This is a genomic window from Micromonospora hortensis (assembly GCF_022230935.1).
Classification (GTDB): domain Bacteria; phylum Actinomycetota; class Actinomycetes; order Mycobacteriales; family Micromonosporaceae; genus Micromonospora; species Micromonospora hortensis.
In genome coordinates this window covers 368,654-392,236 of record NZ_JAKKFE010000033.1, presented here as the reverse complement: position 1 = coordinate 392,236, position 23,583 = coordinate 368,654, and the positions used below count along the sequence as shown (strand labels likewise).

General features: G+C 71.5%; 26 protein-coding genes and 1 tRNA gene. 18 read left to right on the top strand and 9 right to left on the bottom strand.

The annotated features are described in order from the left end of the window. Positions 1-152: 152 nt before the first annotated feature. Positions 153-572 carry a hypothetical protein gene (locus NIE111_RS23970; RefSeq protein WP_238686588.1) on the top strand — a complete coding sequence of 140 codons (420 nt, stop codon included), beginning with the start codon at positions 153-155 and terminating at the stop codon, positions 570-572. A 55-nt stretch (positions 573-627) separates the two neighbouring features. On the opposite strand, the gene NIE111_RS23965 is transcribed toward NIE111_RS23970, so the two are convergent. Continuing rightward, a complete protein-coding gene (locus NIE111_RS23965; protein WP_238686587.1) occupies positions 628-2,922 on the bottom strand; it encodes a HelD family protein in 2,295 nt (764 codons plus the stop codon). 146 nt (positions 2,923-3,068) lie between these two features. Here NIE111_RS23965 and NIE111_RS23960 point away from each other — a divergent pair, with 146 nt between their 5' ends. Beyond that, positions 3,069-3,695 (top strand): SGNH/GDSL hydrolase family protein, encoded by a 627-nt coding sequence (locus NIE111_RS23960; RefSeq protein WP_238686586.1) that lies wholly within the window; start codon positions 3,069-3,071, stop codon positions 3,693-3,695. Positions 3,696-3,763: 68 nt separating this feature from the next. Here NIE111_RS23960 and NIE111_RS23955 read toward each other — a convergent pair whose 3' ends face one another. After that, positions 3,764-4,891 carry a LolA family protein gene (locus NIE111_RS23955; protein ID WP_238686585.1) on the bottom strand — a complete coding sequence of 376 codons (1,128 nt, stop codon included), beginning with the start codon at positions 4,889-4,891 and terminating at the stop codon, positions 3,764-3,766. A gap of 95 nt (positions 4,892-4,986) precedes the next feature. On the opposite strand from NIE111_RS23955, the gene NIE111_RS23950 reads away from it, so the two are divergent. After that, positions 4,987-5,643, top strand: coding sequence for a response regulator transcription factor (locus NIE111_RS23950; RefSeq protein WP_238686584.1), 657 nt, complete (start codon positions 4,987-4,989; stop codon positions 5,641-5,643). Positions 5,644-5,717: 74 nt separating this feature from the next. Then, positions 5,718-7,091, top strand: coding sequence for an ATP-binding protein (locus NIE111_RS23945; protein WP_238686613.1), 1,374 nt, complete (start codon positions 5,718-5,720; stop codon positions 7,089-7,091). A 372-nt stretch (positions 7,092-7,463) separates the two neighbouring features. On the opposite strand, the gene NIE111_RS23940 is transcribed toward NIE111_RS23945, so the two are convergent. Next, positions 7,464-9,110, bottom strand: a complete 1,647-nt coding sequence (locus NIE111_RS23940) for a tetratricopeptide repeat protein (protein ID WP_238686583.1) — start codon at positions 9,108-9,110, stop codon at positions 7,464-7,466. A gap of 57 nt (positions 9,111-9,167) precedes the next feature. Next, complete coding sequence (locus NIE111_RS23935; protein ID WP_030333595.1) at positions 9,168-9,629, bottom strand: MarR family winged helix-turn-helix transcriptional regulator; 462 nt, start codon at positions 9,627-9,629, stop codon at positions 9,168-9,170. A 49-nt stretch (positions 9,630-9,678) separates the two neighbouring features. On the opposite strand from NIE111_RS23935, the gene NIE111_RS23930 reads away from it, so the two are divergent. Together NIE111_RS23930 and NIE111_RS23925 are read left to right on the top strand one after the other, a co-directional pair. Next, positions 9,679-10,200, top strand: coding sequence for a VOC family protein (locus NIE111_RS23930; protein ID WP_238686582.1), 522 nt, complete (start codon positions 9,679-9,681; stop codon positions 10,198-10,200). A 24-nt stretch (positions 10,201-10,224) separates the two neighbouring features. Further along, positions 10,225-11,109, top strand: a complete 885-nt coding sequence (locus NIE111_RS23925) for a hypothetical protein (RefSeq protein WP_238686581.1) — start codon at positions 10,225-10,227, stop codon at positions 11,107-11,109. A gap of 202 nt (positions 11,110-11,311) precedes the next feature. Here NIE111_RS23925 and NIE111_RS23920 read toward each other — a convergent pair whose 3' ends face one another. Beyond that, on the bottom strand, positions 11,312-11,491 hold the full coding sequence (locus NIE111_RS23920) for a DUF4236 domain-containing protein (RefSeq protein ID WP_030333600.1): 180 nt from the start codon (positions 11,489-11,491) through the stop codon (positions 11,312-11,314). A 248-nt stretch (positions 11,492-11,739) separates the two neighbouring features. On the opposite strand from NIE111_RS23920, the gene NIE111_RS32460 reads away from it, so the two are divergent. The 7 genes from NIE111_RS32460 to NIE111_RS23890 all read left to right on the top strand — a co-directional run bounded on the left by NIE111_RS32460 (position 11,740) and on the right by NIE111_RS23890 (position 17,192). Next, positions 11,740-11,817, top strand: coding sequence for a putative leader peptide (locus NIE111_RS32460; protein ID WP_349881247.1), 78 nt, complete (start codon positions 11,740-11,742; stop codon positions 11,815-11,817). Positions 11,818-11,948: 131 nt separating this feature from the next. Next, positions 11,949-12,980 (top strand): ABC transporter substrate-binding protein, encoded by a 1,032-nt coding sequence (locus NIE111_RS23915; protein ID WP_238686580.1) that lies wholly within the window; start codon positions 11,949-11,951, stop codon positions 12,978-12,980. Then, on the top strand, positions 12,977-13,822 hold the full coding sequence (locus NIE111_RS23910) for an ABC transporter ATP-binding protein (protein ID WP_238686579.1): 846 nt from the start codon (positions 12,977-12,979) through the stop codon (positions 13,820-13,822). The genes NIE111_RS23915 and NIE111_RS23910 overlap by 4 nt, the downstream gene beginning before the upstream one ends. Beyond that, positions 13,815-14,681, top strand: coding sequence for an ABC transporter permease (locus NIE111_RS23905; RefSeq protein ID WP_238686578.1), 867 nt, complete (start codon positions 13,815-13,817; stop codon positions 14,679-14,681). Before NIE111_RS23910 ends, NIE111_RS23905 begins: the two co-directional genes overlap by 8 nt. A gap of 11 nt (positions 14,682-14,692) precedes the next feature. Next, positions 14,693-16,027: an LLM class flavin-dependent oxidoreductase gene (locus NIE111_RS23900; RefSeq protein ID WP_238686577.1), complete on the top strand. Its 1,335-nt coding sequence runs from the start codon at positions 14,693-14,695 to the stop codon at positions 16,025-16,027. Beyond that, on the top strand, positions 16,024-16,584 hold the full coding sequence (locus NIE111_RS23895; protein WP_238686576.1) for a flavin reductase family protein: 561 nt from the start codon (positions 16,024-16,026) through the stop codon (positions 16,582-16,584). Before NIE111_RS23900 ends, NIE111_RS23895 begins: the two co-directional genes overlap by 4 nt. Next, positions 16,581-17,192 carry a malonic semialdehyde reductase gene (locus NIE111_RS23890; RefSeq protein ID WP_238686575.1) on the top strand — a complete coding sequence of 204 codons (612 nt, stop codon included), beginning with the start codon at positions 16,581-16,583 and terminating at the stop codon, positions 17,190-17,192. The genes NIE111_RS23895 and NIE111_RS23890 overlap by 4 nt, the downstream gene beginning before the upstream one ends. 12 nt (positions 17,193-17,204) lie before the next feature. Here the strand turns inward: NIE111_RS23890 and NIE111_RS23885 are convergent, their stop codons facing one another. Beyond that, a complete protein-coding gene (locus tag NIE111_RS23885; protein WP_030333674.1) occupies positions 17,205-17,660 on the bottom strand; it encodes an RrF2 family transcriptional regulator in 456 nt (151 codons plus the stop codon). A gap of 7 nt (positions 17,661-17,667) precedes the next feature. After that, a complete protein-coding gene (locus NIE111_RS23880; protein ID WP_238686574.1) occupies positions 17,668-18,660 on the bottom strand; it encodes a helix-turn-helix transcriptional regulator in 993 nt (330 codons plus the stop codon). Between the two features lie 202 nt (positions 18,661-18,862). On the opposite strand from NIE111_RS23880, the gene NIE111_RS23875 reads away from it, so the two are divergent. Continuing rightward, positions 18,863-19,639 carry a glucose 1-dehydrogenase gene (locus NIE111_RS23875; protein ID WP_238686573.1) on the top strand — a complete coding sequence of 259 codons (777 nt, stop codon included), beginning with the start codon at positions 18,863-18,865 and terminating at the stop codon, positions 19,637-19,639. A 114-nt stretch (positions 19,640-19,753) separates the two neighbouring features. On the opposite strand, the gene NIE111_RS23870 is transcribed toward NIE111_RS23875, so the two are convergent. Continuing rightward, positions 19,754-20,185 (bottom strand): SsgA family sporulation/cell division regulator, encoded by a 432-nt coding sequence (locus NIE111_RS23870; protein WP_007457244.1) that lies wholly within the window; start codon positions 20,183-20,185, stop codon positions 19,754-19,756. A gap of 294 nt (positions 20,186-20,479) precedes the next feature. Here NIE111_RS23870 and NIE111_RS23865 point away from each other — a divergent pair, with 294 nt between their 5' ends. The 3 genes from NIE111_RS23865 to NIE111_RS23855 all read left to right on the top strand — a co-directional run bounded on the left by NIE111_RS23865 (position 20,480) and on the right by NIE111_RS23855 (position 21,678). Beyond that, the gene (locus NIE111_RS23865) at positions 20,480-21,106 is read left to right on the top strand and encodes a PGPGW domain-containing protein (protein WP_372488396.1); all 627 of its coding nucleotides are present in this window, start codon (positions 20,480-20,482) and stop codon (positions 21,104-21,106) included. 50 nt (positions 21,107-21,156) lie between these two features. Beyond that, positions 21,157-21,228 (top strand) — tRNA-Val (locus NIE111_RS23860). A gap of 105 nt (positions 21,229-21,333) precedes the next feature. Further along, entirely contained in the window at positions 21,334-21,678 is a 345-nt protein-coding gene (locus tag NIE111_RS23855; RefSeq protein WP_238686571.1) for a hypothetical protein, read from the top strand. Positions 21,679-21,994: 316 nt separating this feature from the next. Here NIE111_RS23855 and NIE111_RS23850 read toward each other — a convergent pair whose 3' ends face one another. Then, positions 21,995-22,342: a pentapeptide repeat-containing protein gene (locus NIE111_RS23850; protein WP_238686570.1), complete on the bottom strand. Its 348-nt coding sequence runs from the start codon at positions 22,340-22,342 to the stop codon at positions 21,995-21,997. Between the two features lie 294 nt (positions 22,343-22,636). Here NIE111_RS23850 and NIE111_RS23845 point away from each other — a divergent pair, with 294 nt between their 5' ends. Then, positions 22,637-23,299: a hypothetical protein gene (locus NIE111_RS23845; RefSeq protein ID WP_238686569.1), complete on the top strand. Its 663-nt coding sequence runs from the start codon at positions 22,637-22,639 to the stop codon at positions 23,297-23,299. Positions 23,300-23,583 lie beyond the last annotated feature (284 nt).

Sequence of the window (23,583 nt, the reverse complement as noted above, 5' to 3'; positions counted from 1 at the left end):
CGCGGGACAGCATGGACATCTCGGGCTGCGGGAAGACGGCCAGCGGGCGGCGTGCCGGTGAACCGCCGTGGACGACCTCCCGGTCACGCCGGGTTTGGTCGGCCGGTGGCCGGGCACGCAGTCAGTTCCACAGCTTCTGCGAGGTGATGGACGTGCGTGAGGACGACATGCGGCAGGATGCCGCCCGCGAGGCCGAGGATCGGATCGCCGGTGGCGTGTACGGCAAGGGCGCCCTCGACGAGGTGACTGTGCCCCGCACCGATGTGGAGAGTCAGATTCAGCGCGATGACCCGTTCGACCCGGCGAAGGAACGGATCGACCCACAGGTGCTGCGCGACGGCGGCCCCGTCGGCGGGCAGGGCGCGGTGACCACCACCGGTGGCACCGCCGGGCCGGCGAGCGTACGCCGGGTGGCGCGACAGCCGGAGCGACACCCGGGCAAGGTAGCGCCGACCACCACCGGTGATGCCACCACCGGCGGCCTCAGCACCCCGATGGGCGGCGGCACCAGCGACCAGTCCACGTCGGCAACCGGCCCCGCGAAGTCCATCAGAGACACATCCAACGACTGACCCCACCCGCCGTCCCCGCCGAGCGACAACTCGGTGGGGACGGCGGGTTTCGTGGTCAGCTCGCCGGGCGGAGGACGCCTAGGCGTTGGGTGGCGCGCGTCAGGGCTACGTACAGGTCGCTGCGTCCGCGTGGGGACTCGGCCACCATCCGGTCTGGGTCTACCACCAGCACCGAGTCGAACTCCAACCCCTTGGCCTGCGCGACGGTCAACACCACCACCCGGCTCTCCAGCTCCGGATGCTCGCCGACGGCGGCCTCGGGCAGGGCGGCGGTCACCGCCGCACCCAACTCGCCGACTCGGCCGGCCGGCACGAGCACCCCGAGCCGCCCCTCGGTCAGCCCGGCCGCCTCCCGGGTGGCCTCGGCGACCAACTCCGCCGCCAACCGGCCGTCGGGCACCGTCCGGTCCCACGGCGGTACGCCGCTCTCCCGCACCGAGCGCGGCGGCCGCAGTGCCGGGTCGATGTCGGCCAGCACCTCGGCGGCGACCGCCATGATCTCGGCGGGAGTGCGGTAGCTGACAGTCAGCTCGGTGAGCCGCCACCGCTGCTCGACGTACGGGGCGAGCGCGTCCGCCCAGGACGGCGTGCCGCTCAGCGCGCCGGTCTGTGCCACATCCCCGACGATCGTCATCGACCGGCTCGGGCAGCGGCGCATCAGCAGTCGCCAGGCCATCGGCGAGAGCTCCTGCGCCTCGTCCACGATCACGTGGCCGAACGCCCAGGTGCGGTCGGCGGCGGCCCGCTGCGCGGTGGTCAGTCGGTCGGCCTCCTCCTGCCGCTCCAACAGTCGATCCGCGTCGATCAGGTCGGTCACGCCGAGGATCTCACCGCCCTCGGCCTCGTCCTCGACGTCGATCGAGCGGGAACCCCTGGCGATCTCCAGCACGCCCTCGGCGTACTCCCGTTCCATCATCCGGATGCGGTCCCGCCGGGCGGCGGCGGCGCGTTCGTCCTCGCCGAGAAGTTCGGCGGCCTCGTCGAGCAGCGGCACGTCGGCCGGCGTCCAGCCACCGCGCTCGCGCCGCAGCAGCGCCCGCTCGTCCTCGCTGAGCATCGGCGCGGCGGCGGCGATCCGGTCCGGGTCGGCGTACAGGTCGGCGAGCAGCCGCTGCGGGGTGAGCACCGGCCACAGCCGGTCCAGGGCGGCCTGGATCTCCGTCTCCTCGCGCAGCTCGCGGCGGATCTCGGCCCGGTCCGCCTCGTCGAGGAGGTTGTCCCCGCCGAGCGGGTCGGCGCCGATCCGCTCGGCCACCTGGTCGGCGAGCGCGTGCACGATCTCCACGTCGAACAGCGCGCGGGACAGGTTGTGCGGTCGGTCGGCGCGGCGAACCCGGTCCCGGGCGGCACGGACGATCTCCGGGTCGAGGGTGAGCGTCTCCCGCTCGACCTCGATCTCCAGCGGCTCGTCCGGCACCCACTGCCGGTCCCGTACGGCCAGCGCCAACACCTCCGCCAGCACCGCCCGGCCCTTGAGCGCGGCGGTCTCGGCCGGCTCGCTCCGTTGGGCGCTCACCCCGGGAAAGAGATCACCCTGGGTACGCAGCAGCACGCCGGTCTCGGCCAGGGTCGGCAGCACCTGGGAGATGTAGCGCAGGAACGTCGCGTTCGGGCCGACCAGCAGCACGCCACGGCTGGAGAGTTCCCGGCGGTGCGTGTAGAGCAGGTACGCCGCCCGGTGCAGCGCGACAGCGGTCTTGCCGGTGCCGGGCCCGCCCTGGACCACCATCACGCCCGGGAGTTCCGCGCGGATGACCTCGTCCTGCTCGGCCTGGATGGTCTCGACGATGTCGCGCATCCGGCCGGTGCGGCCCGCGTTGAGCGCGGCGAGCAGCGACGCCTCACCGGTCAGCTCCTCGTGGGCGCCGGGGGAGGCGCTGTCGATGTCGAGCACCTCGTCGTTGAGCCCGGTCACCTTCCGCTGCCGGGTACGCAGGTGCCGGCGACGGCGTACGCCCTGCGGGTTCGCGGCGGTGGCGAGGTAGAACGGGCGGGCGGCGGGCGCCCGCCAGTCCATCAACAGCGGATCGTAGTCACCACTGGTGTCGAAGATGCCGATCCGGCCGATGTAGTGGCGGGAGTCGTCGTCGCCGTCGAGACGGCCGAAGCAGAGCCCGTTCTCCACGGCGGAGAACTGTTCGACCTGATCGGCGTACATAGCTACCGAGCTGTCGCGCTGCGAGCGGTCCTGGAGCGTGCCGCCGGTGTTGTGCAGCTCGGCGGTGAGCCGGTGGGCGGCCTGTTCACGCAGTTGGTCCAGCCGGTTGTAGAGCATCGAGACGTACTCCTGCTCGCGACCGATCTCGTCGTCGAGCGGCAATTCGCCGGAACCGCCGGAGTGCCTTGACAAGCCGTCTCCCTAAAGATTAGAATCCTTTGCAGGAACGGCTTTTAGCCGTTCTTTTTTGTGCCTTCGAACTGTTGAAGATAGCGCGTTCCGCCGGTTCTCACCAAGCCGTGCGGTCCGGCGCGCCGGTGATCGCGAGGTGGCGGCGGATGATCCTGCGGACCGGGCAACGGGTGGTCTTCATCGGGGACAGCATCACCGATTGTGGTCGACGCGACGTCGCCGCGCCCTACGGCAGCGGATATGTGAGTCTCGTGCGCGCCCTGGTCGACGCCCGGCACCCGGAGCTGGAGTTGGAGTGGGTCAACCGGGGTGTGGGCGGCGACACCGTGCGGGACCTGGCCGCCCGCTGGGAGGACGACGCCATCGCCGAGCGCCCCGACTGGCTCGCGGTGATGATCGGCATCAACGACATCTGGCGGCACTACGGTGACCGGCCGGATGAGGCCGTCGGCATCGAGGAGTACGAGCGCACCCTGCGTGACCTGCTCCGTCGGGCGGTCGACGCCACCGGCTGCCGACTGATCCTCGGTGACCCGTTCTTCATCGAGCCCGACCGGAGCGTCCCGCAACGCGCCGACACGGACCGGTACGCGGCGGTCGTGGCGGTGCTGGCCACCGAGTTCGACGCGGTGCACGTGCCCAACCAGGCGGCGTTCGACCGGGTGCTGGCGGTGAGTCCGGCGACGCGTTGGGCCGACGACCGGGTCCACCCGTACCTGCCCGGCCACGCGGTCCTCGCCGACGCGTACCTCAACGCCCTCGGCGTCTCCTGACCTCGGCCTGACCCACAGCGAAGCGCCGGGCCGACCGTCAGGTCGACCCGGCGCGAACACCGCGGAGATCAGCCGCGCGCGGCCTGATAGAGCCGCTCCGGCGTCACCGCTCCGGCGAGCACGCGGCCGTCGTCGGTGAGCAGCACGCTGAACAGCTTGCTGGTGAGGAGCCGACCGCTGCCCCAGTCACCACTGACCGCCGGCAGCCCGCCGAGCAGCTTCGACATGTCCAGGTCCGGCTCGGCGCCGGCCGGGGGAGCGGCCGGCTTCGCGGCGGGCTTCCGGCCCGCATCGGCCCCGTCGAGGCGGCCAACCAGCACTGTCGTCCAGCCCTCGCCCACGGCGCGGACCTGCGGGTCACTCGCCGGCTCGACGTGACCGGGCTTGCCCATCGGGCGCTCGGCCTTCTCCTCGTCGACGGTCACGCCGGGCGGCGGGTTGAAGCGGAACTGGTCGGCGTCCGGGCGGCGGTAGTCGACCTGGGTGAAGGCCACCTCGAACGCCGGCCGGTCGCTGCCCTTCGCGAGCACCTCGAAGCGCAGCGGCACGTGCTGCTTGGCGTCGATGGCGATCCGCAGTTGGTGCACCAGGGAGTCCTGGTCGCGCGGCTGGAGCACCAACTCGTACGCGTCCTGGCCGGCCACGGTGGCCGACCGGCCCACGCTGACCTCGGTGCTCGGGTCGATCGCGCCCAACGCCAGGTCGGCGGCCTGCTGCGGGGTGGCTGGCAGGCTCGCTGCCGGTTCGGGGGCGGGCTTCCAGGCCCCGGCGTCGCCGCCCAGTGTGCGGTGGGTGGCGGTGTTGCTGCGGCTCTGCCACGTCCACAGGTCCCGGCCGTTGCGGATGATGTCCTGCTCGCCCAGCGTGTCCATCAGCGCGACACGCTGCTGGTCCGGCCCCGAATACCAGACCCGCAGGGTGTGGGTACCGGTCAGCAGGGTGGTCAGCTCGTTGCCGGGTACCAGCCCGACGAGGGGCGGCAGGCCGAGGTCGGCGCGTTGCACGACGGTCCCGGACAACCCCTCCAGCCGGGATGTCTGCAGGTCGACCAGGAGCTGAGCGGCGGTTCGGGGCGGCAGGCTCGGCTCGGCCTCGGCGGCGAACGTGCCGATTGCCGCGCCACCGCCGATGACGGTGACGGCCGCGGCGGCCGGAACCAGCCAACGAAGGACGGGACGGCTTCTCAGGACGGACATGGTGGCACCTCCTGCGGCCATCTTGCCTCGTCCGTGCTGTGAACGCGCTGAGGACACCGAACCGCGCCGATTGACCCGGGTGGCACCCTTGAGCTGTGCGAGTGCTGGTGGTGGAGGACGAGGCCCGGTTGGCGGCTGCCCTGCAACGCGGTCTCCAGGCGGAGGGGTTCGCGGTGGACGTGGCGGCAACCGGCCCGGCGGGCCTGGACGCGGCCCGGCACGGCGGGTACGACGCCATGATCCTCGACGTGATGCTGCCCGGCCTCTCCGGGTACGAGTTGGTCCGGCGGCTGCGCGCGGAGCAGCACTGGTTGCCGGTGCTGATGCTCTCGGCCAAGGACGGCGAGTACGACCAGGCCGACGGCCTCGACTGCGGCGCCGACGACTACCTGACCAAACCCTTCTCGTATGTGGTGCTGCTGGCCCGGCTCCGGGCCCTGCTGCGTCGGGGCGCGCCGGAGCGCCCGACGGTGCTGGCGGTCGGTGACCTGCGGCTGGACCCGGCCCGCCGGCGGGTGACCCGGGCGGACGCCGAGGTGGCGCTGACCGCGCGGGAGTTCGCGTTGTTGGACTACCTGATGCGCCGGCCGGGCCAGGTCGTCTCCAAGGTCGAGTTGTTGGACCACGTCTGGGACGCCAGCCTGGAGACCGCGCCGAACGCCGTCGAGGTGTACGTCGGCTATCTGCGCCGCAAGCTCGGCCGGGACCGGCTGGAGACGGTCCGTGGTGCCGGCTACCGGCTGGCGACGTGACCACCGACGGCCCGGCCCCCGACCGTCGGGCCAGGCCCGGGTGGATGCCGGTCCTGGGGCTGCGCGGGCGGCTCATGGCGATCGGTGTGGTCGGCCTCACCATCGGGCTGGCCGTGGGCGGGGTGGTGCTGCTCGGCGCGCTCGGCTTCGTGCTCCAGCGCACTGTCGACACCGAGGCGTTCCGCACCGCCGACGCGGTCGCCCTGCTCGCCGCAGAGGACGCGCTGCCGGACCCGCTGCCGGTGGCCGGGGGGCAGGTCCGCGTGCAGGTCGTCGACGGGCAGGGACGAATTCGGGCGGCCTCGATCGATGCCGACCGTCTGGTGCCGATGGTCCGCCCGGAGCGGCTCCACCGCGACGGTCGACAGCGGCTGGAGGTGCCGGCCGAGCGGGTCGGGCTCGTCGGCCCGGTCCGGGTGGTCGCCGTACCCGCCGGCACCGCGGCCGACCCGCTCACCGTGCTGGTCGCCCGCTCGATGGCCGACGTGCGGCACAGCACCCATGTGGTCCGGACGATCCTGCTGGTGGCGTTCCCGCTTCTGGTGGCCGTGCTGGCCGGGGTGGCGTGGCGGGTGGTGGGCGCGACCCTGCGGCCGGTCGAGGCGTTGCGTCGAGGTGCCGAGGAGATCACCGGGAGGGCCGGCGCCGGCCGGCTGCCGGTGCCGGCGTCGGCCGACGAGATCCACCGTCTGGCGGTCACCCTCAACGGCATGCTGGGCCGGCTGGAGTCCGCCCGCGTCCGACAGCGGGCCTTCGTCTCCGACGCCGCGCACGAGTTGCGCAGCCCGTTGACCAACATCCGGACCGAGTTGGAGGTGGCCCAGCGCCTCGCCGACCGGACGGACTGGACGGCGGTGACCGCCAACCTGCTCGCCGACACCGACCGGTTGAGCCGCCTGGTCGACGATCTCCTGCTGCTGGCCCGTCTGGACGAGACTCCGACGGCCCGGGGGACCGGCCCGGTGGAGCTGGGCGCGTTGCTGACCGAGGTCGCCGCCCGCTACCCGTCACCGCCGGTGCTGGTGACGCCGCCGGTCGGCCCGCTCTGGACGGTCGGCACCGTCGAGGAGTTGCGTCGCGTGCTGGCCAACCTGGTCGACAACGCGGTACGGCACGCGCACGGCAGTGTCATGCTCGCGGCGTCGGCGGCGGCACCGACGGTGGGCTCCACGGTCACGCCTGGCGTCGGGGCGTACCACCTGGTGACGGTGACCGACGACGGCCCGGGGATCGCGGTGGCCGACCGGGAGCGGGTCTTCGACCGCTTCACCAGGCTGGATGACGGACGGGCCCGCGACGACGGGGGCGCCGGCCTGGGGCTGGCCATCGTCCGGGAGTTGGTTCGACGCGCGGGCGGCGGCATCACCCTGACCGACGCGCCGGAGCAGCGAGGGTTACGGGTGTGCCTGCTGCTGCCGGCGTTGCCGGCCGAGGACCCCCCAAGTTAGACGGGCCGTGACGGCGACCTCCCCCCACCGACCACCGATGCCCCCTTTGCTCTGCACCCGCGGATGCGACAGCTACCCAACGTGATGCTCTCCGGCGCGTGCCGAAGCGACGGCCACGACGTTTCAGCTGGTCACCCCAAGTGGTGCGTATAGGTAAGCAGAGCAAAGTCTGGGAGGGACCGTGGGCTGGGGCGTCGGGTGTGACGGCGCGTCACGGCAGGTTGGTCAACAGGTACGCCCACGCTGAGTGAGGTCTGCGGGGGTAGCGGCAGGGCGGTGAAGGCGGGGCGTAGCGGGCAAGGGCAGTGGGTGGCAGGCAGTGGCGGGCGGGGGCAAAGCTGGCGGGTCAGCGGCTGGCGGGTCAGCGGCGGGTCAGCGGCGGCGGGTGCAGACCTGCTTGGAACGCGCCACGGTGTCGGTGGACCAGGCGACGGCGACGGTGAAGCAGAAGTCGTTGGTGCGGTTGAGCGCGTAGATGACGAAGCTGGTGGTGCCGGCGGGCAGCGTCGCGAAGATGTTGTGGGTCTGGCCGGTGCGGCCGCCCGCGATGACCACCGGGCCCTCGCCGCCGGCCGGATAGGTCCAGTTCAGTGCGATGCTGTCCCGGGTGTCGCGCAGGGTCACCGCGCTGGGTGGGGTGCCGGGCGGCGCCGCGGCGGCAGCCGACGTGGGTGCCGAGCCGCCCGGGGCGGGCGCGGCGCTGGCCGGCGCGCCGGTGGTGGGAGAGGCGCTGGCCGGCGGCGGGGTCGGTTCGTCGTCGCCGTCGACCCGGGCCACCCCGGCGATCACCGCTGCCGCGCCGAGGAGCACCACGACCACGCCGGCCACCAGCACCGGGACCAGCCGGTTGCGCTGCTCCGGCGGCGCGCGGTGCACGGGCACCGGCAGCAGCCGCGACGGCGTGTACGGCTCGACCTGCCCGTACGGGTCTGGCCGCGCGTACGGGTCTGGCCGCGCGTACGGGTCGGACGGTTGGTGCTGGTCGGACGGCGGGTTCGGGTCGGGCGACGTGTACGGGTCGGCGGGTCGGTGCAGTCGGTAGACGCCGGGCTGCTCTTCCGTGCCGCCGGCCAGCCCGACCACCGACGGGGGCACCGGAGGGTCGGTGGGGTGGGGCGACGGCTCGTCCGCCGCTTCGGTCGACCATCTGCCGCCCGTCGACCCGACCGCCTCGTCGGAGGGCAGCCGGGGGTTGGGCACCGCCCCGGCGTGGTGGGTCGCGGCTGCCTGCGGGTGGTAGCCGGATTCGGCTGGCCCGTCGCTGTGCGGTGGGACGCGGGCGGCCGGCACTACCGGCGTGTCCCGAGCCGTGGGCGGGTTGTCCGCGCAGGCGTGGTCGGGACTGGCCGCCGCCCGGGCCAGGGCCGCCACCTGGGTGGCCAGCGGGTCGTCGGCGGGCAGGTGCTGGCGACACAGCTCGCGGGCCAGTGCCAGGTTGTCGTGTGCCTCGGTGAACTGCCCGCAGTCGCGCTGCATCGCCCCGAGCCGCGCCAGCATCTTGATGCCGCTGGGGTGCCCGTCGCCGTACACCTCGCGGTGCAGCTCCCAGGCGTCCTGGAGGCGGTCGCGGGCCACAGTGCACTGGCCGCGCGCGTACTCGACGGTGGCCAGGTCGGCGTGCGCGGCGAGCACCCGCAGTGACTCCGGGCCGTCCTGCGCGGTCAGCTCGATGATGACTTCCTGGTAGAGCCGCGCCGCCCGGGAATGGCTGCCGACCCGGTGCAGAACCGCGGCCAGGGTCGCCGCAGCGGCCACCGTGCGCGGGTCGGCGCGGCCGTGCAGGCGGGTGGTGGCCGCGTACGCGAAAGCTGCCCACCCGCGGGCCGAGTGCGGCTCGCCGAGGGCGATCAGCACCCGCGCCTGGAGGCTGGCCGCCTCGGCCAGCTCGGGGGTGGCGTTGGCCGGGCGGGGGTCGGCGTCGGTGAGCGCGTCGGACAGCAGTTGCTGCGCGCCGGCAAGATCGCCGGAGGACACGAGGTGGTGCGCCTGATCAGTCAGTTCACCGAAGCCGGAAGACACGCCCCATCGTGCTCATCCGACGACGGTAAGTACAAGACCCGCGCCGGTGTCGATTGGTCAGGATCCGGTCAGGTGCTCGGCCAGGGTCTCGCTGATCCGGCGTAGCTGGTCGACCTGGGCGGGGCTCAACGCGTCGAACAGGTGTCGGCGTACCCCCTCGACGTGGCCGGGTGCGGCGGCCGCGAGGGTGGCGAAACCCTCGTCGGTGAGCAGCGCGATCTGCCCGCGCCGGTCGGTGGGGCAGTCCTCACGGCGCACCCAGCCGGCGGCCTCCAGTCGGGCCACGGCGTGCGAGAGCCGGCTGCGCGACGACCCCGCGGCCTGCGCCAACTGGCTCATCCGCAGTTGGCGACCGGGGGCCTCGGAGAGCTGGACCAGGATCTCGTAGTACGCGTGCGGCATGCCCGCGTCGCGTTGCAGCTCACGGTCGAGAGTGTCCATCAGCACCCGGGAAGCGGTGAGGTACGCGCGCCAGGTGCGCTGCTCGTCGGGGTCCAACCAGCGGGTCATGACCGCCATCATACTCCGGATGGTTGAAGGTTCAACTAAACTGCGTTAGTCTCGGGTCATGGGTATCCACCGGCTCAACCACGCGGTCCTCTACGTCAGTGACCTCGCCCGCAGCGTCGCGTTCTACAGCGACGTGCTGGGCTTCCGCCCGGTGGCGATGACCCCGGACGGCTTCCGGGGCGCCACCTTCCTCCAGGCCCCCGACTCCACCAACGACCACGACCTCGGCCTCTTCGAGATCGGCGCGGGCGCCGGGCGGTCGACCGCCGGCCGGTCCACCGTCGGCCTCTACCACCTCGCCTGGGAGGTGGACACGCTCGACGACCTGGCCGCCACCGCCGAGCGGCTCGCCGCGGCCGGCGCCCTGGTCGGCACCTCCGACCACGGCACGACCAAGAGCCTCTACGGCAAGGACCCGGACGGTCTGGAGTTCGAGGTGGTCTGGCTGATCCCGGCCGACCTGCTCGACGACACCGCGCTGGCCGCCCGCAAGCAGATCGGTCGGCTCGACCTGGACGCCGAGCGGCAGCGTTACGGCGGGCAGACCCGGGGCGGGGTGGGGATCTCCGTCCCGGCCTGACCGGCCGTACGGTAGAACGGACCGATGCCGACCGACCGGACCACTGATTTCCTCCGCGACCTGCTGGTCCGCCAGTTGACGACCTGGCTGCCCGCGGCCCTGCACCGCTCCCGGCGGGCCACCATAGCCCTCGCGGGCGCCGACGCGGGCAGCGCGGAGGCCGCGCTACGCCTGGTCGCCACGCACGGCGACCAGGTGCGCGGCCGGCAGGTGACGGTGCTGGTCCTGGCCGACGCCGCCGCCGACCTGCCGGCCCGACTCGGCCCGATCGAGGCGGAGCTGCCCGCCGAGGTCACAGTGCACCTGCTTCCTGGCGAGCCGTATCGGCTGCCGGTCGCGGTGAAGGCAGCCGGGGCGGCCGGCGCGCCGCTGTTCTCCTTCGTCGACCTGCCCGGGGCGGTGACGCCGAAGCTGCTCACCGCCACGACCAACGGCCGGACCGGAGAGCTGCTGCTGCACACCGGCGACAGTGCCCGAGACGTGCTCGTCTCCGCCGGCTTCCCCCTGGTCGCCGAGGTGGCGCCGGTGCTGCCCGGCGGAGAGGCCGCCGGGGTGATCGCGTTCGGTAGCCGCTCCGACCGGAGCCTGGAGGCGGTCCGTGACGCGCTCTGGGCGGTCGGCGCGGACCTCGGCGTGCGCTACCGCGACCCGCTGGACCCGACCGGCACGACTGTCGACGTGGTCGGTGATCCCGACCTCGAACCGTTGGCCCACGAGCTGTTGGCCGAGTTGCGGGCGGGCGGGCCACGGCCGGTGACCGAGCTGCGCCGGCACACCCTCACCGCGACGGTCTACCGTGCCGCCGACGCCAACCAGGCGCTCGTCGAGCTTCTCGACGCCGGCGCCGTGCGACGCGATCGCGAGTCCGGGCGGCTGGCCGGCGACGAGATCATCACCCTGGCGCGCTGAGCGCCCCCCGTCGCGCCCCCCGCCCACGCGATCTTGCACTTTCTGCTCCGGCATAAGGGTTATTCCACGCAAAACAGCGACAGAAACTGCAAGATCGCCGGGGCGGGCCGGGGCCGGGCCGGGCCGGGGCGGGGTGGGGCGGGGCGAAACGCCGAGCGGGGTGCCGGTGAATCACCGGCACCCCGCTCGACTCCCGGGATGCTTACGACCGGGACTTGTCCTGCTTCCAGCTCAGCGGACCCGGCAGGTCGACCCGGTGCGCGCGGGCCTTGGAGTTCCAGGACCAGCGACCGATCTTGATGCTCCACGAGGAGAAGCCGTTCTCGGTGAAGTTCAGGATGATCGGACCGTACTTCTTGCGCTTGCGAAACATGAGGCCCATCGGAGGTCTCCCCTCGTCACCGTTCCCTGCCGTGTCGAGATCGAACATGCCCGAACCGACAACTTTTGAAACCCTCTCACCGTCCGTCCTGGACGGTCGCCCATCGGGCATCGCAATCTCTATCCAACAGATAGGTGTTGCGGCGTGGTAAACACTGGTTGGGGTGCTCCGTAACATCGTCAGCGATAGAAGTCTCATCTTCTGGAAGGCCGTTGACCGCTCGTTCCGATCCCGGGCAGCATGGGGTCATGTCGCAGCGGGATGAGCTACTCCTCACCGCTCGTGTGCACGTCGACCTGGTCCGGCACGCGAGCGCGCTCTGTTGAGCTGACCGGTCCATCCGGCTCGGCTCCAGCGCCGCACTCTCACCGCCCGCCCGCTCAACGCGGAGCAGCGTGCCCGCACGCCCTCATCCGGGCGTCCCCGCTCCCATCGTGGACAGATCAGGAGACTCCTCATGTCCCCACCCCGTCGTGCAATTCTGCGTACCCTCGCCGCCGTTGCCGCGCTGGTAGTGCTCACCGCCACCGCCGGCTGCGGCGGTGACGCGGCAGCCGACGACGCCCAAGCCAGCGAGCTGCGCTACCAGGGCTCGGTCGGTCAGGTCACCCTCCCCGAACTCGCCGCCGACCTCGGCTACCTCGGCGACGTCAAGCTCACGTGGATCGGCAACGTCACCGGTGGTCCGCAGGACATTCAGGCCACCGCCACCGGGCAGAGCGACTTCGGCGGCGCGTTCAACGGCGCCATCGTCAAGCTCTCCACCGCCAACGCCCCGATCACCGCGGTGGTCAGCTACTACGGCTCGGACGCGCAGACCTTCCAGGGCTACTACGTGCTCGACGACAGCCCGATCCGCAGTCCTCGTGACCTGATCGGCAAGAAGGTCGGCATGAACACACTCGGCGCGCACGCCGAGGCAGTACTCAAGACCTGGCTCGCCCGAGGCGGCCTCACTCCCGCCGAGGTCAAGCAGGTCGAGCTGGTCGCCCTGCCACCGGTCAACACCGAGCAGTCGCTGCGGCAGCGGCAGATCGACGTCGCCGTGCTCGGCGGGGTGATCCGCGACAAGGCGGTCGCCAGCGGCGGCATCCGCACCATCTTCACCGACTACGAGCTGCTCGGCGCGTTCAGCGGCGGCACCTACGTCTTCCGCGACGACTTCATCAAGCGCAACCCGGAGACCGTCAATGCCTTCGTCACCGGGGTCGGCAAGGCCATCGAGTGGGCCCGTACCCAACCCCGGGAGGCAGTGGTCGCCCGGATGCGGGACATCATCGGCAAGCGCGGCCGCAACGAGGACCCGTCCCTGGTCGCGTACTGGAAGAGCAGTGGGGTCGCCGGCCGTGGCGGCGTGATCGGCGAGCAGGAGTTCGGCACCTGGATCGACTGGCTCGCCGCCGAGGGTGAGCTCAAGGGCGGCCGCCCGAAGCCCGGAGACATCTACACCAACCGATTCAATCCGTTCGTGGACGGGGGGAACGCGTGAGCACCGACAAGATCCTCTTCGATCGGGTGAGCAAGACCTTCCCGGTCCGCGCGAGCCGGCGTGGCGGCGCCGGCGCGGTCACCGCGCTGGACGCTGTCACCCTCGGGGTACGCCCCGGCGAGTTCCTGGTCGTCGTCGGCCCCAGCGGCTGCGGCAAGTCCACACTGCTCGACCTGCTCGGCGGGCTCACCGAGCCGACCGCGGGGCGGGTGCTCGTCGACGGTCGGCAGGTCACCGGTCCCGGCCTGGACCGGGGCATCGTCTTCCAGCAGTACGCGCTGCTGCCCTGGCGCACCGCCGCCGGTAACGTCGCGTTCGGCCTGGAGGCCAAGGGGGTGCCCCGCGCCGAGCGCGCCGCCCTGATCGAGCACCACCTCGACCTGGTGGGCCTGCGCGGGTTCGCCGACCGCTACCCGCACGAACTGTCCGGCGGGATGAAGCAGCGGGTGGCCATCGCCCGCAGCCTCGCGTACGACCCGGACGTGCTGCTGATGGACGAGCCGTTCGCCGCCCTGGACGCGCAGACCCGCGACTCGTTGCAGGACGAGCTGGTGCGGATCTGGGCCCGTACCGGCAAGACCATCGTGTTCATCACCCACGGCATCGACGAGGCCGTCTACCTGGGTCAGCGGGTGGCGGTGCTGACGTCGCGGCCCGGGCGGCTCAAACAGGTCATCGACATCGACCTCGGCGACCGGGACGTGGTCGAGGACGTCCGTTCCACCGACGCGTTCCGCCACCACCGCCACCAGATCTGGACCCTGCTGCGGGACGAGGTGCGGGCCGCCCAGGCGGCCGAGGGCACCGGCGTCCGCCACACCGAGGAGGCCCGCGTTGGTTGACATCGCCGAACGTCCCGCCCGACTCGCCGGGCCACCCACCGTGCCCCGTGCTGCGGCCGACAGTGCCGCTTCCGGTCGCGCCGGTCGGCTGCTCGGCGTCGGCGCGAAGGTGCTGCACCGTACCGTCGCCATCGCCGCGCTGGCCGCGATCTGGGAGGGCGCACCCCGGCTCGGGCTGGTCGACCGGGTCTTCCTGCCCCCGCTGTCGGAGGTGCTGGTGGCCTGGTGGGAGTTGCTGCGCAGCGGGCAGCTCGCCGAGCACGTGGGCGCGAGCCTCACCCGGTCGTTGGCCGGGCTCGGCCTGGCGGTGCTCACCGCCATCCCGCTCGGGTTGCTGATCGGCTGGTACCGGCCGCTCGCCGAGCTGCTCAGCCCGCTGCTGGAGGTGTTCCGCAACACCGCCGCGCTGGCCCTGCTGCCGGTGTTCGTGCTCATCCTCGGCCTGGGCGAGACCTCCAAGATCGCCCTGGTGCTGTACGCGTGCTCCTGGCCGATCCTGCTGAACACCATCGCCGGGGTGAAGGGCGTCGACCCGCTGCTGATCCGGTCGGCCCGCTCGATGGGGCTCAACCACCTGCGGCTGTTCCAGAAGGTGATCCTGCCGGCCGCGGTGCCGACCATCTTCACCGGCGTCCGGCTGGCCGGGGCGTACTCGATCCTGGTGCTCGTCGCGGCCGAGATGGTCGGCGCGAAGGCCGGGCTCGGCTACCTCATCAACTACGCGCAGTACAACTTCGCGATCGCCGACATGTACTCCGGGATCATCACGATCTCCGCCATCGGCCTGGTCGTCAACCAGCTCCTCGTCGCCCTCGAACGTCGCTTCTCCACCTGGCGCGTCGACGTCTCTGCCGGATAGGACGGACACCAATGACCCGCACCCTGCACCTCAACGCGTTCCTGATGGGCGTCGGCCACCACGAGGCCGCCTGGCGGCACCCCCGCACCGACCCGCGTCGGGTCACCGACGTACGGCACTTCCAGGAGCTGGCGCGGATCGCCGAACGCGGCACCCTCGACTCGCTCTTCCTCGCCGACGGTCTCTCGGTCGGCCCGAACCCCCGACACAACATCCAGGCCGTCTTCGAACCGCTGACCCTGCTCGCGTCGCTCGCCGCGGTGACCGAACACATCGGTCTCATCGCGACGGTCTCCACCACCTACAACGAGCCGTTCCACGTCGCCCGCAAGTTCGCCTCGCTGGACCACCTCAGCGGCGGTCGGGCCGGCTGGAACATCGTCACCTCCGCCCAGGAGCGGGAGGCGGTCAACTTCAACCGGGACAGCCACCCCGAACACGCCGACCGTTACCGGCGGGCCGCCGAGTTCGTGGACGTGGCGGTCAAGCTCTGGGACAGCTGGGAGGACGACGCGCTGGTCTTCGACACCGCAGCCGGGGTGTTCGCCGACACCGACCGGGTGCACGAGGTGGCGCACCGCGGGCCGGAGTTCCAGGTCCGTGGCCCGCTGAACATTCCCCGGGGGCCGCAGGGCCGACCGCTGCTGGTGCAGGCCGGCTCGTCGCCGGACGGGATAGCCTTCGCCGCTCGCTACGCCGAGGCGGTCTTCACCGCGCAGCAGACCCTCACCGACGGGCAGAGCTTCTACGCCGAGCTGCGCCGGCAGGTCACCGCCGCCGGCCGCGACCCGGAGCTGGTGAAGGTCCTTCCCGGCATCGCGCCGGTGATCGGCGGCACCGAAGCCGAGGCGCTGGCGCTCGCCGCCGAGCTGGAGGAGCTGATCGTCCCCGAGTACGCCCTTGCCCAGCTCTCCGGGATGCTCGGCATCGACCTGACCGGCCTGCCGCTGGACGGGCCGCTGCCGGAGCTGCCGGCCGCCGGCACCGTGCAGGCCCACCAGAGCCGCTACCAGCTCGTCACCGAGCTGGCCCGCCGGGAGCAGCTCACCATCCGCCAGCTGATCGGCCGACTCGGCGGCGGCCGGGGTCACCGGGTCGTCGCCGGTACGCCGGAGCAGATCGCCGACCAGATCGAGTTGTGGTTCACCCAGGGCGCGGCCGACGGGTTCAACATCATGCCGCCGCACCTGCCCGGTGGGCTCGTCGACTTCGTCGACCACGTGGTGCCGGTGTTGCGCTCCCGGGGGCTGTTCCGCGCCGAGTACACCGGTCGGACGCTGCGCGAGCACTACGCCCTGCCCCGACCGGCCAGTGCGTACGCTGCGTCGGCCCTGGTGCCGGCGTGACCACCGTGGAGCGCCCCTCGGCGGACATCGCCGAGCTGCGACCGGTGAACCGGGACCTGTTCCGCGCTCTGCTGCGGCGGCAGGCCAGCAGCGTCACGGTGGTCACCGCTGTCGCCCGCGCCACCGACCCCACCTGCCTGGGTGGGATCGGCGCGCCCATCCGGGCGGGCTTTACCGCGACGTCGTTCACGTCGGTGTCGCTGGACCCACCGCTGGTCTCGTTCTGCCTCGGGGTGGCGTCGTCGAGTTGGCCGGTGCTCGCCCGCGCCGAGCACGTCGCCGTGCACCTGCTGGGCGCCGGGCAGCGGGAGGCCGCCACGGTCTTCGCGACCAGTGGCATCGACCGGTTCGCCGCGTACCCGGACTGGACGTCGGGACCGTTCGGGGTGCCGCTGCTCGACGGGGTGCTGGCCCGGCTGCTCTGCCGGGTGGTGCACCGGGTCCCGGCCGGCGACCACACGCTGGTGATCGCCGAGCCGCTGGCGCTCGGCGACTGTGGCGACGGCACGCCACTGGTCCACCACCGGGGCGGCTACACCACCGCCGTCTCCCCGTGAGCGCAGTCACCACGGCCGATCTGCTCGCGTTGGACCGGGCCGCCCAGGACCTGCTGTTCCGGGCGGCCCGCACGGCCAACACGTTCACCGACGAACCGGTCACCGACGCCCAGGTCGCGGCGATCCACGACCTGATCCGGTACGGGCCGACGGCGTACAACGGTCAGCCGTTGCGGGTGCTGCTGCTCCGTTCGGCGGCGGCGCGGGCGCGGCTGTTGCCGTACGTCTCGTCGAGCAACAGGGCGAAGACGGCCACGGCGCCACTGGTGGCGGTGCTCGCCGCCGACGTGGACTTCCACGAACGGCTGCCGGAGCTGTACCCGCACCGGCCGCAGGCCCGCGACTGGCTGAGCGACCGCCCGTCCCGCGCCGAGCAGGCCCGCTTCAGCGCGACCCTCCAGATCGGCTACCTGCTGGTGGGCGTACGGGCCGCCGGGCTGGCCGCCGGCCCGATGGCCGGGTTCGACGCGGCAGGGGTTAGCCGGGAGTTCTTCCCCGACGGCCGGCACGAGGCGCTGCTGCTGCTCAACCTGGGCCGCCCCGGCCCGGACGCCTGGGATCGGCGGCTGCCCCGGCTCAGCACCGAGGAGGTGGTGTGGGCGCTGTGAGCCGGCCCGAGGTCAGCGCGGCTCCCACGCGTCGGGCAGTGCGGTGAGCTTGCGGACGTGCGCGGGCAGTCGACCGCTGACGATCTCGGCGAGGCTCACCTCGTCGACGACCCGCCGCACGGCGGCGCGCACGGCCACCCACAGGCCGGGCAGGTTCTCCGCCGACCCCTCGTACCGGGTTTCCTCGGGGCGCAGCCCGCGTACCCCGGCAAGTGGGCCTTCGACGGCGCGCAGCACCGCGCCGACTGTCACCTCGCGTGGTGGACGCGCGAGGGTGTAGCCGCCCTCGGCGCCACGTTGGGCGCGGACGATGCCGGCCCGGCGCAGATCCGCCAGGACCGCCTCCAGGAACTTGCGGGGCATGTCCTGCTCCGCGGCGATGGCCTGGGTGGACAGCAGCGAGGGGTACGCGGTGGCGAGGCTCAACGCCGCCCGTACCGCGTAGTCGCCGCGCGCGGAGATCTGCACAGTGCCATCATGCCCGCCCGGTGCCGCCGGGCCCTCCGGCGGGCGGTCCGGGTCTCGTGGCGTGCCCGCCGTTTGTGGGTTCGCCCGGGGTGCCGGGGCGGAACCAACCGCCGTTGACGCCCGTCGACTCGGCCGGCGGTCGAGGTCGGACCACCCGGCCGGCCACCGGTTGATCCCGGGCGGCCCGGAACGCGCCCGGGCTGACCCCGATCTCGCGGGTGAAGAAGCGGCCGAAGTTCGTGGGTTCGGAGAAGCCGAGCCGCCGGCCGATTTGGGCGATCGGCTGATCCGTCGCGGTCAGTAACCGGCTGGCCTGCAACGCGACCCGCTCGTCGATGACCTGTTTGGCGCTGCGACCGGTGACGGCCAGGCAGGCCCGGGTCAGCGTCCGCACCGAGCAGCCGAGTTCGGCCGCGTAGTCCTCCACCCGTCGGGTGTGCGGGTAGCCGTGTTCCACCTCGCTGCGGAACCTGTGGAACGTCTCGTCCTCGGGGCGGGACGGCGACCGGTCGTCGTGGGCCACTGCCAGCCGGAGCAGCAGCACCGCCAGTTGATGCCGGAGCAGCGCGCGGGCGGTCGGGCTGTCAGGGTGCCGCCGACAGTCCACCGCCAACTGGCTCACCTCGCTGATCACCGCGTCCTCGTCCTCACCGGCCAACTGCCGCCAGGTCGCTGTCGTGGTCAGGTCGACGTCGAAGCCGTGCAGCGCCTCGGGCTCCCAGGCGACCACTGTGGCGTCGAACTGGGGGCCGGCGCAGCGCAGCACCTGGCCGGGGCGGACCCGCAACAGCGTGCCGGGCCGGCACGGCAGCAGGTGAAAGTCGAGTTCCGCGTCGCCGTGCCCACGCGTGGTGAGAATCAACAGCTCCCGCTCGACGATCACCGGCCGACGCCAGCCCGGGGCACCGGCAAGATCGGCCAGCGCGAACGTGGCTATCTCGTCGGTGACCGGAGACGCCGTTCCGATCGATGGCGCGGGGGAGGGATCGGTGGAGACCATCGCCTGCGACGGTAGCCCGAACCGCAGGTCACCGCATCCCGATCGACGTTCGCAGCGGAATCCGCGGCAAGCTGCGGGCTTGTCGCGGTCCCGGCGGCCGGGCTACGTTACCCGGCGGTAGCGCCGTCGGTCAGCGGTCCACCCGGTATCCGCCGGTCACCCGACCGGCCGGCGGCACCCGCCGACTCGCGATGGGATGGGCATGACGCAGCTGTTCTCGGTCGAAGGTAAGACGGTCCTGGTCACCGGCGGCTCACGGGGGATAGGGCTGATGATCGCTCAGGGCTTCGTCCGGGCCGGCGCACACGTGATCATCTCGTCGCGCAAGGCGGACGTCTGCGAGGCGGTCGCCACCACCCTGTCCGCCGAGGGCCGCTGCGAGGCAATCCCCGCCGACCTGAGCGACAACGCCGGCGCCGAGGCGTTGGCCGCCGCCGTACGCGAGCGCTTCGGTCGCCTCGACGTGCTGGTCAACAACGCCGGCGCGACCTGGGGCGCACCGCTGGAGGACTACCCCGAGGCGGCGTTCGACAAGCTCTGGGCGGTCAACGTCAAGGCTGTCTTCCGACTCACCACGGCGCTGCTGCCGGCGTTACGCGCCGCCGCCAGCGCCGACGACCCGGCCCGCGTGATCAACATCGGGTCGATCGACGGCATCCGGGTGCCGATGATGGAGGTGTACGCGTACTCGGCCACCAAATCGGCCGTGCACATGATCACCCGCAGCCTCGCCCACCAGCTCGCCGGTGAGCAGATCACCGTCAACGCGATCGCGCCCGGCCCGTTCGAGAGCAAGATGATGGCGTTCGCGCTCGACGACCCGGCGAGCCGGGCCGCCATCGAGCAGCAGGTGCCGCTGGGCCGCATCGGGCGCCCCGAGGACATGGCCGGCACCGCCATCTACCTCTCGTCGCGCGCCGGCGCATACCTCACCGGGGCGGTCATTCCCGTCGACGGCGGCATCACCACGCACGGCTGAGCACCGGCCGACCCGGGGAGCGCTGTGCGCGTACTTCCTGGGTGTGTGCCGGGGCCGCGCGGACTCGGCAGATCCGCGCGGCCCCGGTATGGCCGGTGTTGCAGGTTCGGGCGGTCAGCGACCGGCGAGCAGTCGGTTCACCGCCGTGTCGACGTCCAGGTGCTCGGCCTCACGGCCGCGCGGGACGACGACGTAGGTCCGTCGAAGGAAACGCACCAGGACGCTGCGCGGCACCTCGAAGAGGGCGTTGCCGTCCGGTGACGAGAGGGCCAGCGCGACGAAGTCGCCGCGCGGTGTGGCCCAGGGCCAGACCCGCACATCCCCGATGCCGGCCGGCTCGTCCAGGCCGGTGACCAGAAGTTCGCGAGCGAACGACCAACTCACCGCCTCGCCCCCTGCCGATTCGGCATGGAACAGGACATGGACCGCATACGGGTCAGCAGGGTCGTAACGCAGACTGGCACGCACCGGCAAGGCGGTGGCGTCAGGTGCGACGAGCCTTAGCGACGTCTCGACCTCTACGGTCGTCGGTCGGATGACACTCATGGACGTTCTCCCCCCGGCACCGCTGCGGAACGCGCGTGTCCCGCTTTTCCCATACTCAGGTGCTACTCCTGGCTACGCTCCGCCATACGCTGACTTCACCCAGTGGTGGGAAGGGGGACGGAAAGGCCGCGTGAATGTGAGCATTCATGTAGGATTTCCGGTTCTGCCCAGTGCGTGATCCCGCCCGGTATCGGGTGGCTCAGTCGTCGACTTACTCCGGTAACGTCCAGTCGGCCGTTGCAGTGACGGGCCCGAGCGACACTGGGGGGTGAAATGGTGACGAAGCAATCCTCAGTGGATCCGGCGGCGGCGCCCGGCCCGCCGAACGTCGCGGTCCGAGCAGCCGAAAAGCGGGGGTACGGAGTGCCGATGGAGCAGCCCGAGCGGGCCGGTCGGCCGGCGTCCGACGCCGGTCGTCCCGGTGGTGATGGCACCGATGGTGGCGGCGGCAGCGGTGCTGGTCGCGGCGGCGATGCCGGTGCTGGTCGTGGTGGTGGAGTCGCGGTGCAGGACCCGCCGCGTCGTCCTCGCTGGCGTGAGCGGATCTCGCTGACCCTCGACCTCATCCGCGCCAACCCCACCGGCCGGATCGCACTCAAGATCTTCATCGCGATCGCCGGGGCGCTGGTGGTGACCATCGGCATCGCCCTCATCCCGCTCCCCGGGCCCGGCTGGCTGCTGGTGATCGCCGGCCTGGGCATCTGGGCCGTCGAATACCACTGGGCGCGCCGGCTGCTCGGCTTCACCCGCCGCCACGTCCACGGATGGACACGCTGGGTAACGAGACAGTCGCTGCTGGTGCGAATCGTGCTCGGCTCTGTCGGCCTGGTCTTCGTGGCCACGGTGGTCTGGCTGTCCCTCAAGTACAGCCTCGGCATCGACGTGGTGGCCGAGGCGATGCACTACCTCGCGACCCACTGACCCCGGATTTCCGGTCCGGTTCCACGATCGGGTAGAGTCAGTGGCGCTGAGGGCGATTAGCTCAGTGGGAGAGCGCTTCGTTCACACCGAAGAGGTCGCTGGTTCGATACCAGCATCGCCCACTCTCAGTTTCCGCAAGTCAGAGGCCGCTTCCCGGGTTCGGGAGGTGGCCTTTCTGCTTGTGTGGAGTAGCCGCGGTCAATGTGTCTGTGTGGCGTGGCCGGAGGATGGTGAACGTGACGGACGTGCTGAAGGTTGACGACCTTCGCCGGGTGTGCGGCGTGCTGCTGGACATGGTGGAGGAGCGGTTCGGCGCGGAGATCGACCTTGCGGGCGTCGGTGTCGATCTCTACTGGAACGTCGACCTGGAGACCGCGTTCGACCTGAGAGACGTTCCGGGATCGGGAATCGACGTCGGGCAGTGCGGTGACGACGTGGCAGAGCTACATGCACTGCTGCGCCGTCCGGCAGACCCCGTGCCGACGCTCTGGCACGACCTGCAACATCTCGCCGGTGTCCTGAGGCTGCTGGCCTACCTCGACCTGCCAGGTGTCAACGCCAGCGAGAGTTGAAGGAGCACCAGCGGCACCGCTGCCCGGCCTGGCCGACTGGTGTGTCAGCAGCCGAGAGAATCGCCGAGCCGCTTGAGTGCGTCGCGGGTCGCCCTCGACGAGACCTGGTTGCCGCAGGCTGCCCCCACCCGTGTAGGTGTGCGAAACCGGGCCATCGTGGACGGCAATGCTGCGGTGCTGGGCCGCTCAGTGTATTCGGAGAACCGGCACAGCGGCCGGTGCGATCGAGAGCCGGCGGGACGTGGCCCGCATCAGCGGCAGGAAGGCCACGCTGGCGTGCTCGACGAGCGCCGGAGTAGCGCCGGGTGCCGACGCGTCATCCGGACGTAACCCCGGAGTCTGAGAGGCCGTGCGGCCAACCAATGACACGCTCGGCGGTGACGCCTCGAAGGTCGGTCCCGTTCCACCGGGCCCCGGTAACGTCCGTTCGTCCATACTCCGGATCGTGCGTCAGGACGTAGCTGAACCGCGCGTAGGACAGATCCGTGTCACGCAGGTCGGCATCCCGTAGATCACAGCCAGAGAAGCTGGCACCGCGGAGGGAGGCGCCCCGGAGGTCGACGCCACGGAAGTCACACAACTTGAATGAGTATCCATCAAGTGTGCGATGCCGAAGATCGCGACCCGCGAACGACTTCTTCGTCGCGCCGGGCAGGATGCTCATCCGCGAACGGTAGCGTGGTCGTCCACTGCCGAACCACCGGCTTTCTACTCACTGACCTGCGAGGCATTCGGCAGGGCAGGCGCCCGCTGGTGTCTAGTCCCACCATGCTCGACAGATCCGTCCCAGCACATACTTTGACGAGGCACCTAGATCGTTCGGGGGTCACGTCATTGTCGGTAGATGTTCCCGTCGGCCTGAGGGAGGCCGTGATGCCGCTGGATTCTGGCTCGGTCGGTTGCGGGGTGGCATAGCGACTTGCAGCGCTGGCTCGCCGTCGGGACGTAGGCTCCCGGCGTGACCGTGTACGACATCGCCGCGCGGCTGCCATCCATCGACGTGTTGCGCGAGCGCTGCAAAGCCCTAGCGATGCTCGATGCGATCGTCGAGGGCGACTACTATGCCTACGACCGCGAATGGGGCGAGGACGAGGCGGCGTCGATGCGTAACGGCAGCGGCGAGGAGTACGACATAGTCTTCACCGCCGACGGCGTATTCGTCCGGGGTATCTACCACGAGTCGTCGATGTTCAACTACAGCGACGGGCGGCTGTGGCCGGGCCTCCTCGACGGAATGCCTGAGCAGTTCCAGACGCAGGTACACGAGCCTGCGTTCTGCCGGCAGGACGGCACCCTTGACGCCACCTTCGTCCTCTGGCGGCGCACCAACGACGAGCGGTGGCATGCCGGCAACGACATCGACTTCTCACCTGCCGACGACGATGAGGTCGACCCAGACGGCTCATGGCTGCTCGACATCCTCTGCGACGACATCGTCTCGGAGTACATCGAGCACGCCAAGGATGTCTACGAAATTGAACTGGATCACGCTGTGGTTGAACACGTCGTTGCGCTCCGTCCACTGACCGACGCAGCCGTGAGCGCGCTCAACCCGGAAGTTGAACTGGCCGACCTGCGCGAGAAGGCAAAGGAGTACGGCTACCCGACCACGGCGGCGTAGAGCCCCGGGTCAACCCGCACGAACCTGCCGCAATTGCGGTCCTGTCACCGTAGGTGAGGGCTGCGGCCAAGCGGTGGAATCGCCTTTCAAGCACCTGGTGGGACGCCACTGTCAAGCATGTCCCGTGACGGGGCAAACAGCCGCCCGCTGGTGTATGGGAGGACTTCTGTACGTCCATCAAGGCGGCCCGAGACGGGCCGCAAGCGCCGCCGCCTGTCGCTCCGCTGTCGCTCCGACTCCGGCCACGCAACATGCCCCGGCGGCTGGCGCGAAAGCGAAGGCTT

Excerpts from the sequence above, each read along its gene's own strand:
- NIE111_RS23920 (WP_030333600.1), bottom strand. The coding sequence starts at position 11,491 with ATGGGCCTCATGTTTCGCAAGCGCAAGAAGTACGGTCCGATCATCCTG.
- NIE111_RS32460 (WP_349881247.1), top strand. The coding sequence starts at position 11,740 with ATGTCGCAGCGGGATGAGCTACTCCTCACCGCTCGTGTGCACGTCGAC.
- NIE111_RS23915 (WP_238686580.1), top strand. The coding sequence starts at position 11,949 with ATGTCCCCACCCCGTCGTGCAATTCTGCGTACCCTCGCCGCCGTTGCC.
- NIE111_RS23925 (WP_238686581.1), top strand. The coding sequence starts at position 10,225 with ATGCCGACCGACCGGACCACTGATTTCCTCCGCGACCTGCTGGTCCGC.
- NIE111_RS23960 (WP_238686586.1), top strand. The coding sequence starts at position 3,069 with ATGATCCTGCGGACCGGGCAACGGGTGGTCTTCATCGGGGACAGCATC.
- NIE111_RS23935 (WP_030333595.1), bottom strand. The coding sequence starts at position 9,629 with ATGGCGGTCATGACCCGCTGGTTGGACCCCGACGAGCAGCGCACCTGG.
- NIE111_RS23850 (WP_238686570.1), bottom strand. The coding sequence starts at position 22,342 with ATGAGCATCCTGCCCGGCGCGACGAAGAAGTCGTTCGCGGGTCGCGAT.
- NIE111_RS23855 (WP_238686571.1), top strand. The coding sequence starts at position 21,334 with ATGGTGAACGTGACGGACGTGCTGAAGGTTGACGACCTTCGCCGGGTG.
- NIE111_RS23875 (WP_238686573.1), top strand. The coding sequence starts at position 18,863 with ATGACGCAGCTGTTCTCGGTCGAAGGTAAGACGGTCCTGGTCACCGGC.
- NIE111_RS23930 (WP_238686582.1), top strand. The coding sequence starts at position 9,679 with ATGGGTATCCACCGGCTCAACCACGCGGTCCTCTACGTCAGTGACCTC.
- NIE111_RS23870 (WP_007457244.1), bottom strand. The coding sequence starts at position 20,185 with ATGAGTGTCATCCGACCGACGACCGTAGAGGTCGAGACGTCGCTAAGG.
- NIE111_RS23955 (WP_238686585.1), bottom strand. The coding sequence starts at position 4,891 with ATGTCCGTCCTGAGAAGCCGTCCCGTCCTTCGTTGGCTGGTTCCGGCC.
- NIE111_RS23945 (WP_238686613.1), top strand. The coding sequence starts at position 5,718 with ATGGCGATCGGTGTGGTCGGCCTCACCATCGGGCTGGCCGTGGGCGGG.
- NIE111_RS23900 (WP_238686577.1), top strand. The coding sequence starts at position 14,693 with ATGACCCGCACCCTGCACCTCAACGCGTTCCTGATGGGCGTCGGCCAC.
- NIE111_RS23880 (WP_238686574.1), bottom strand. The coding sequence starts at position 18,660 with ATGGTCTCCACCGATCCCTCCCCCGCGCCATCGATCGGAACGGCGTCT.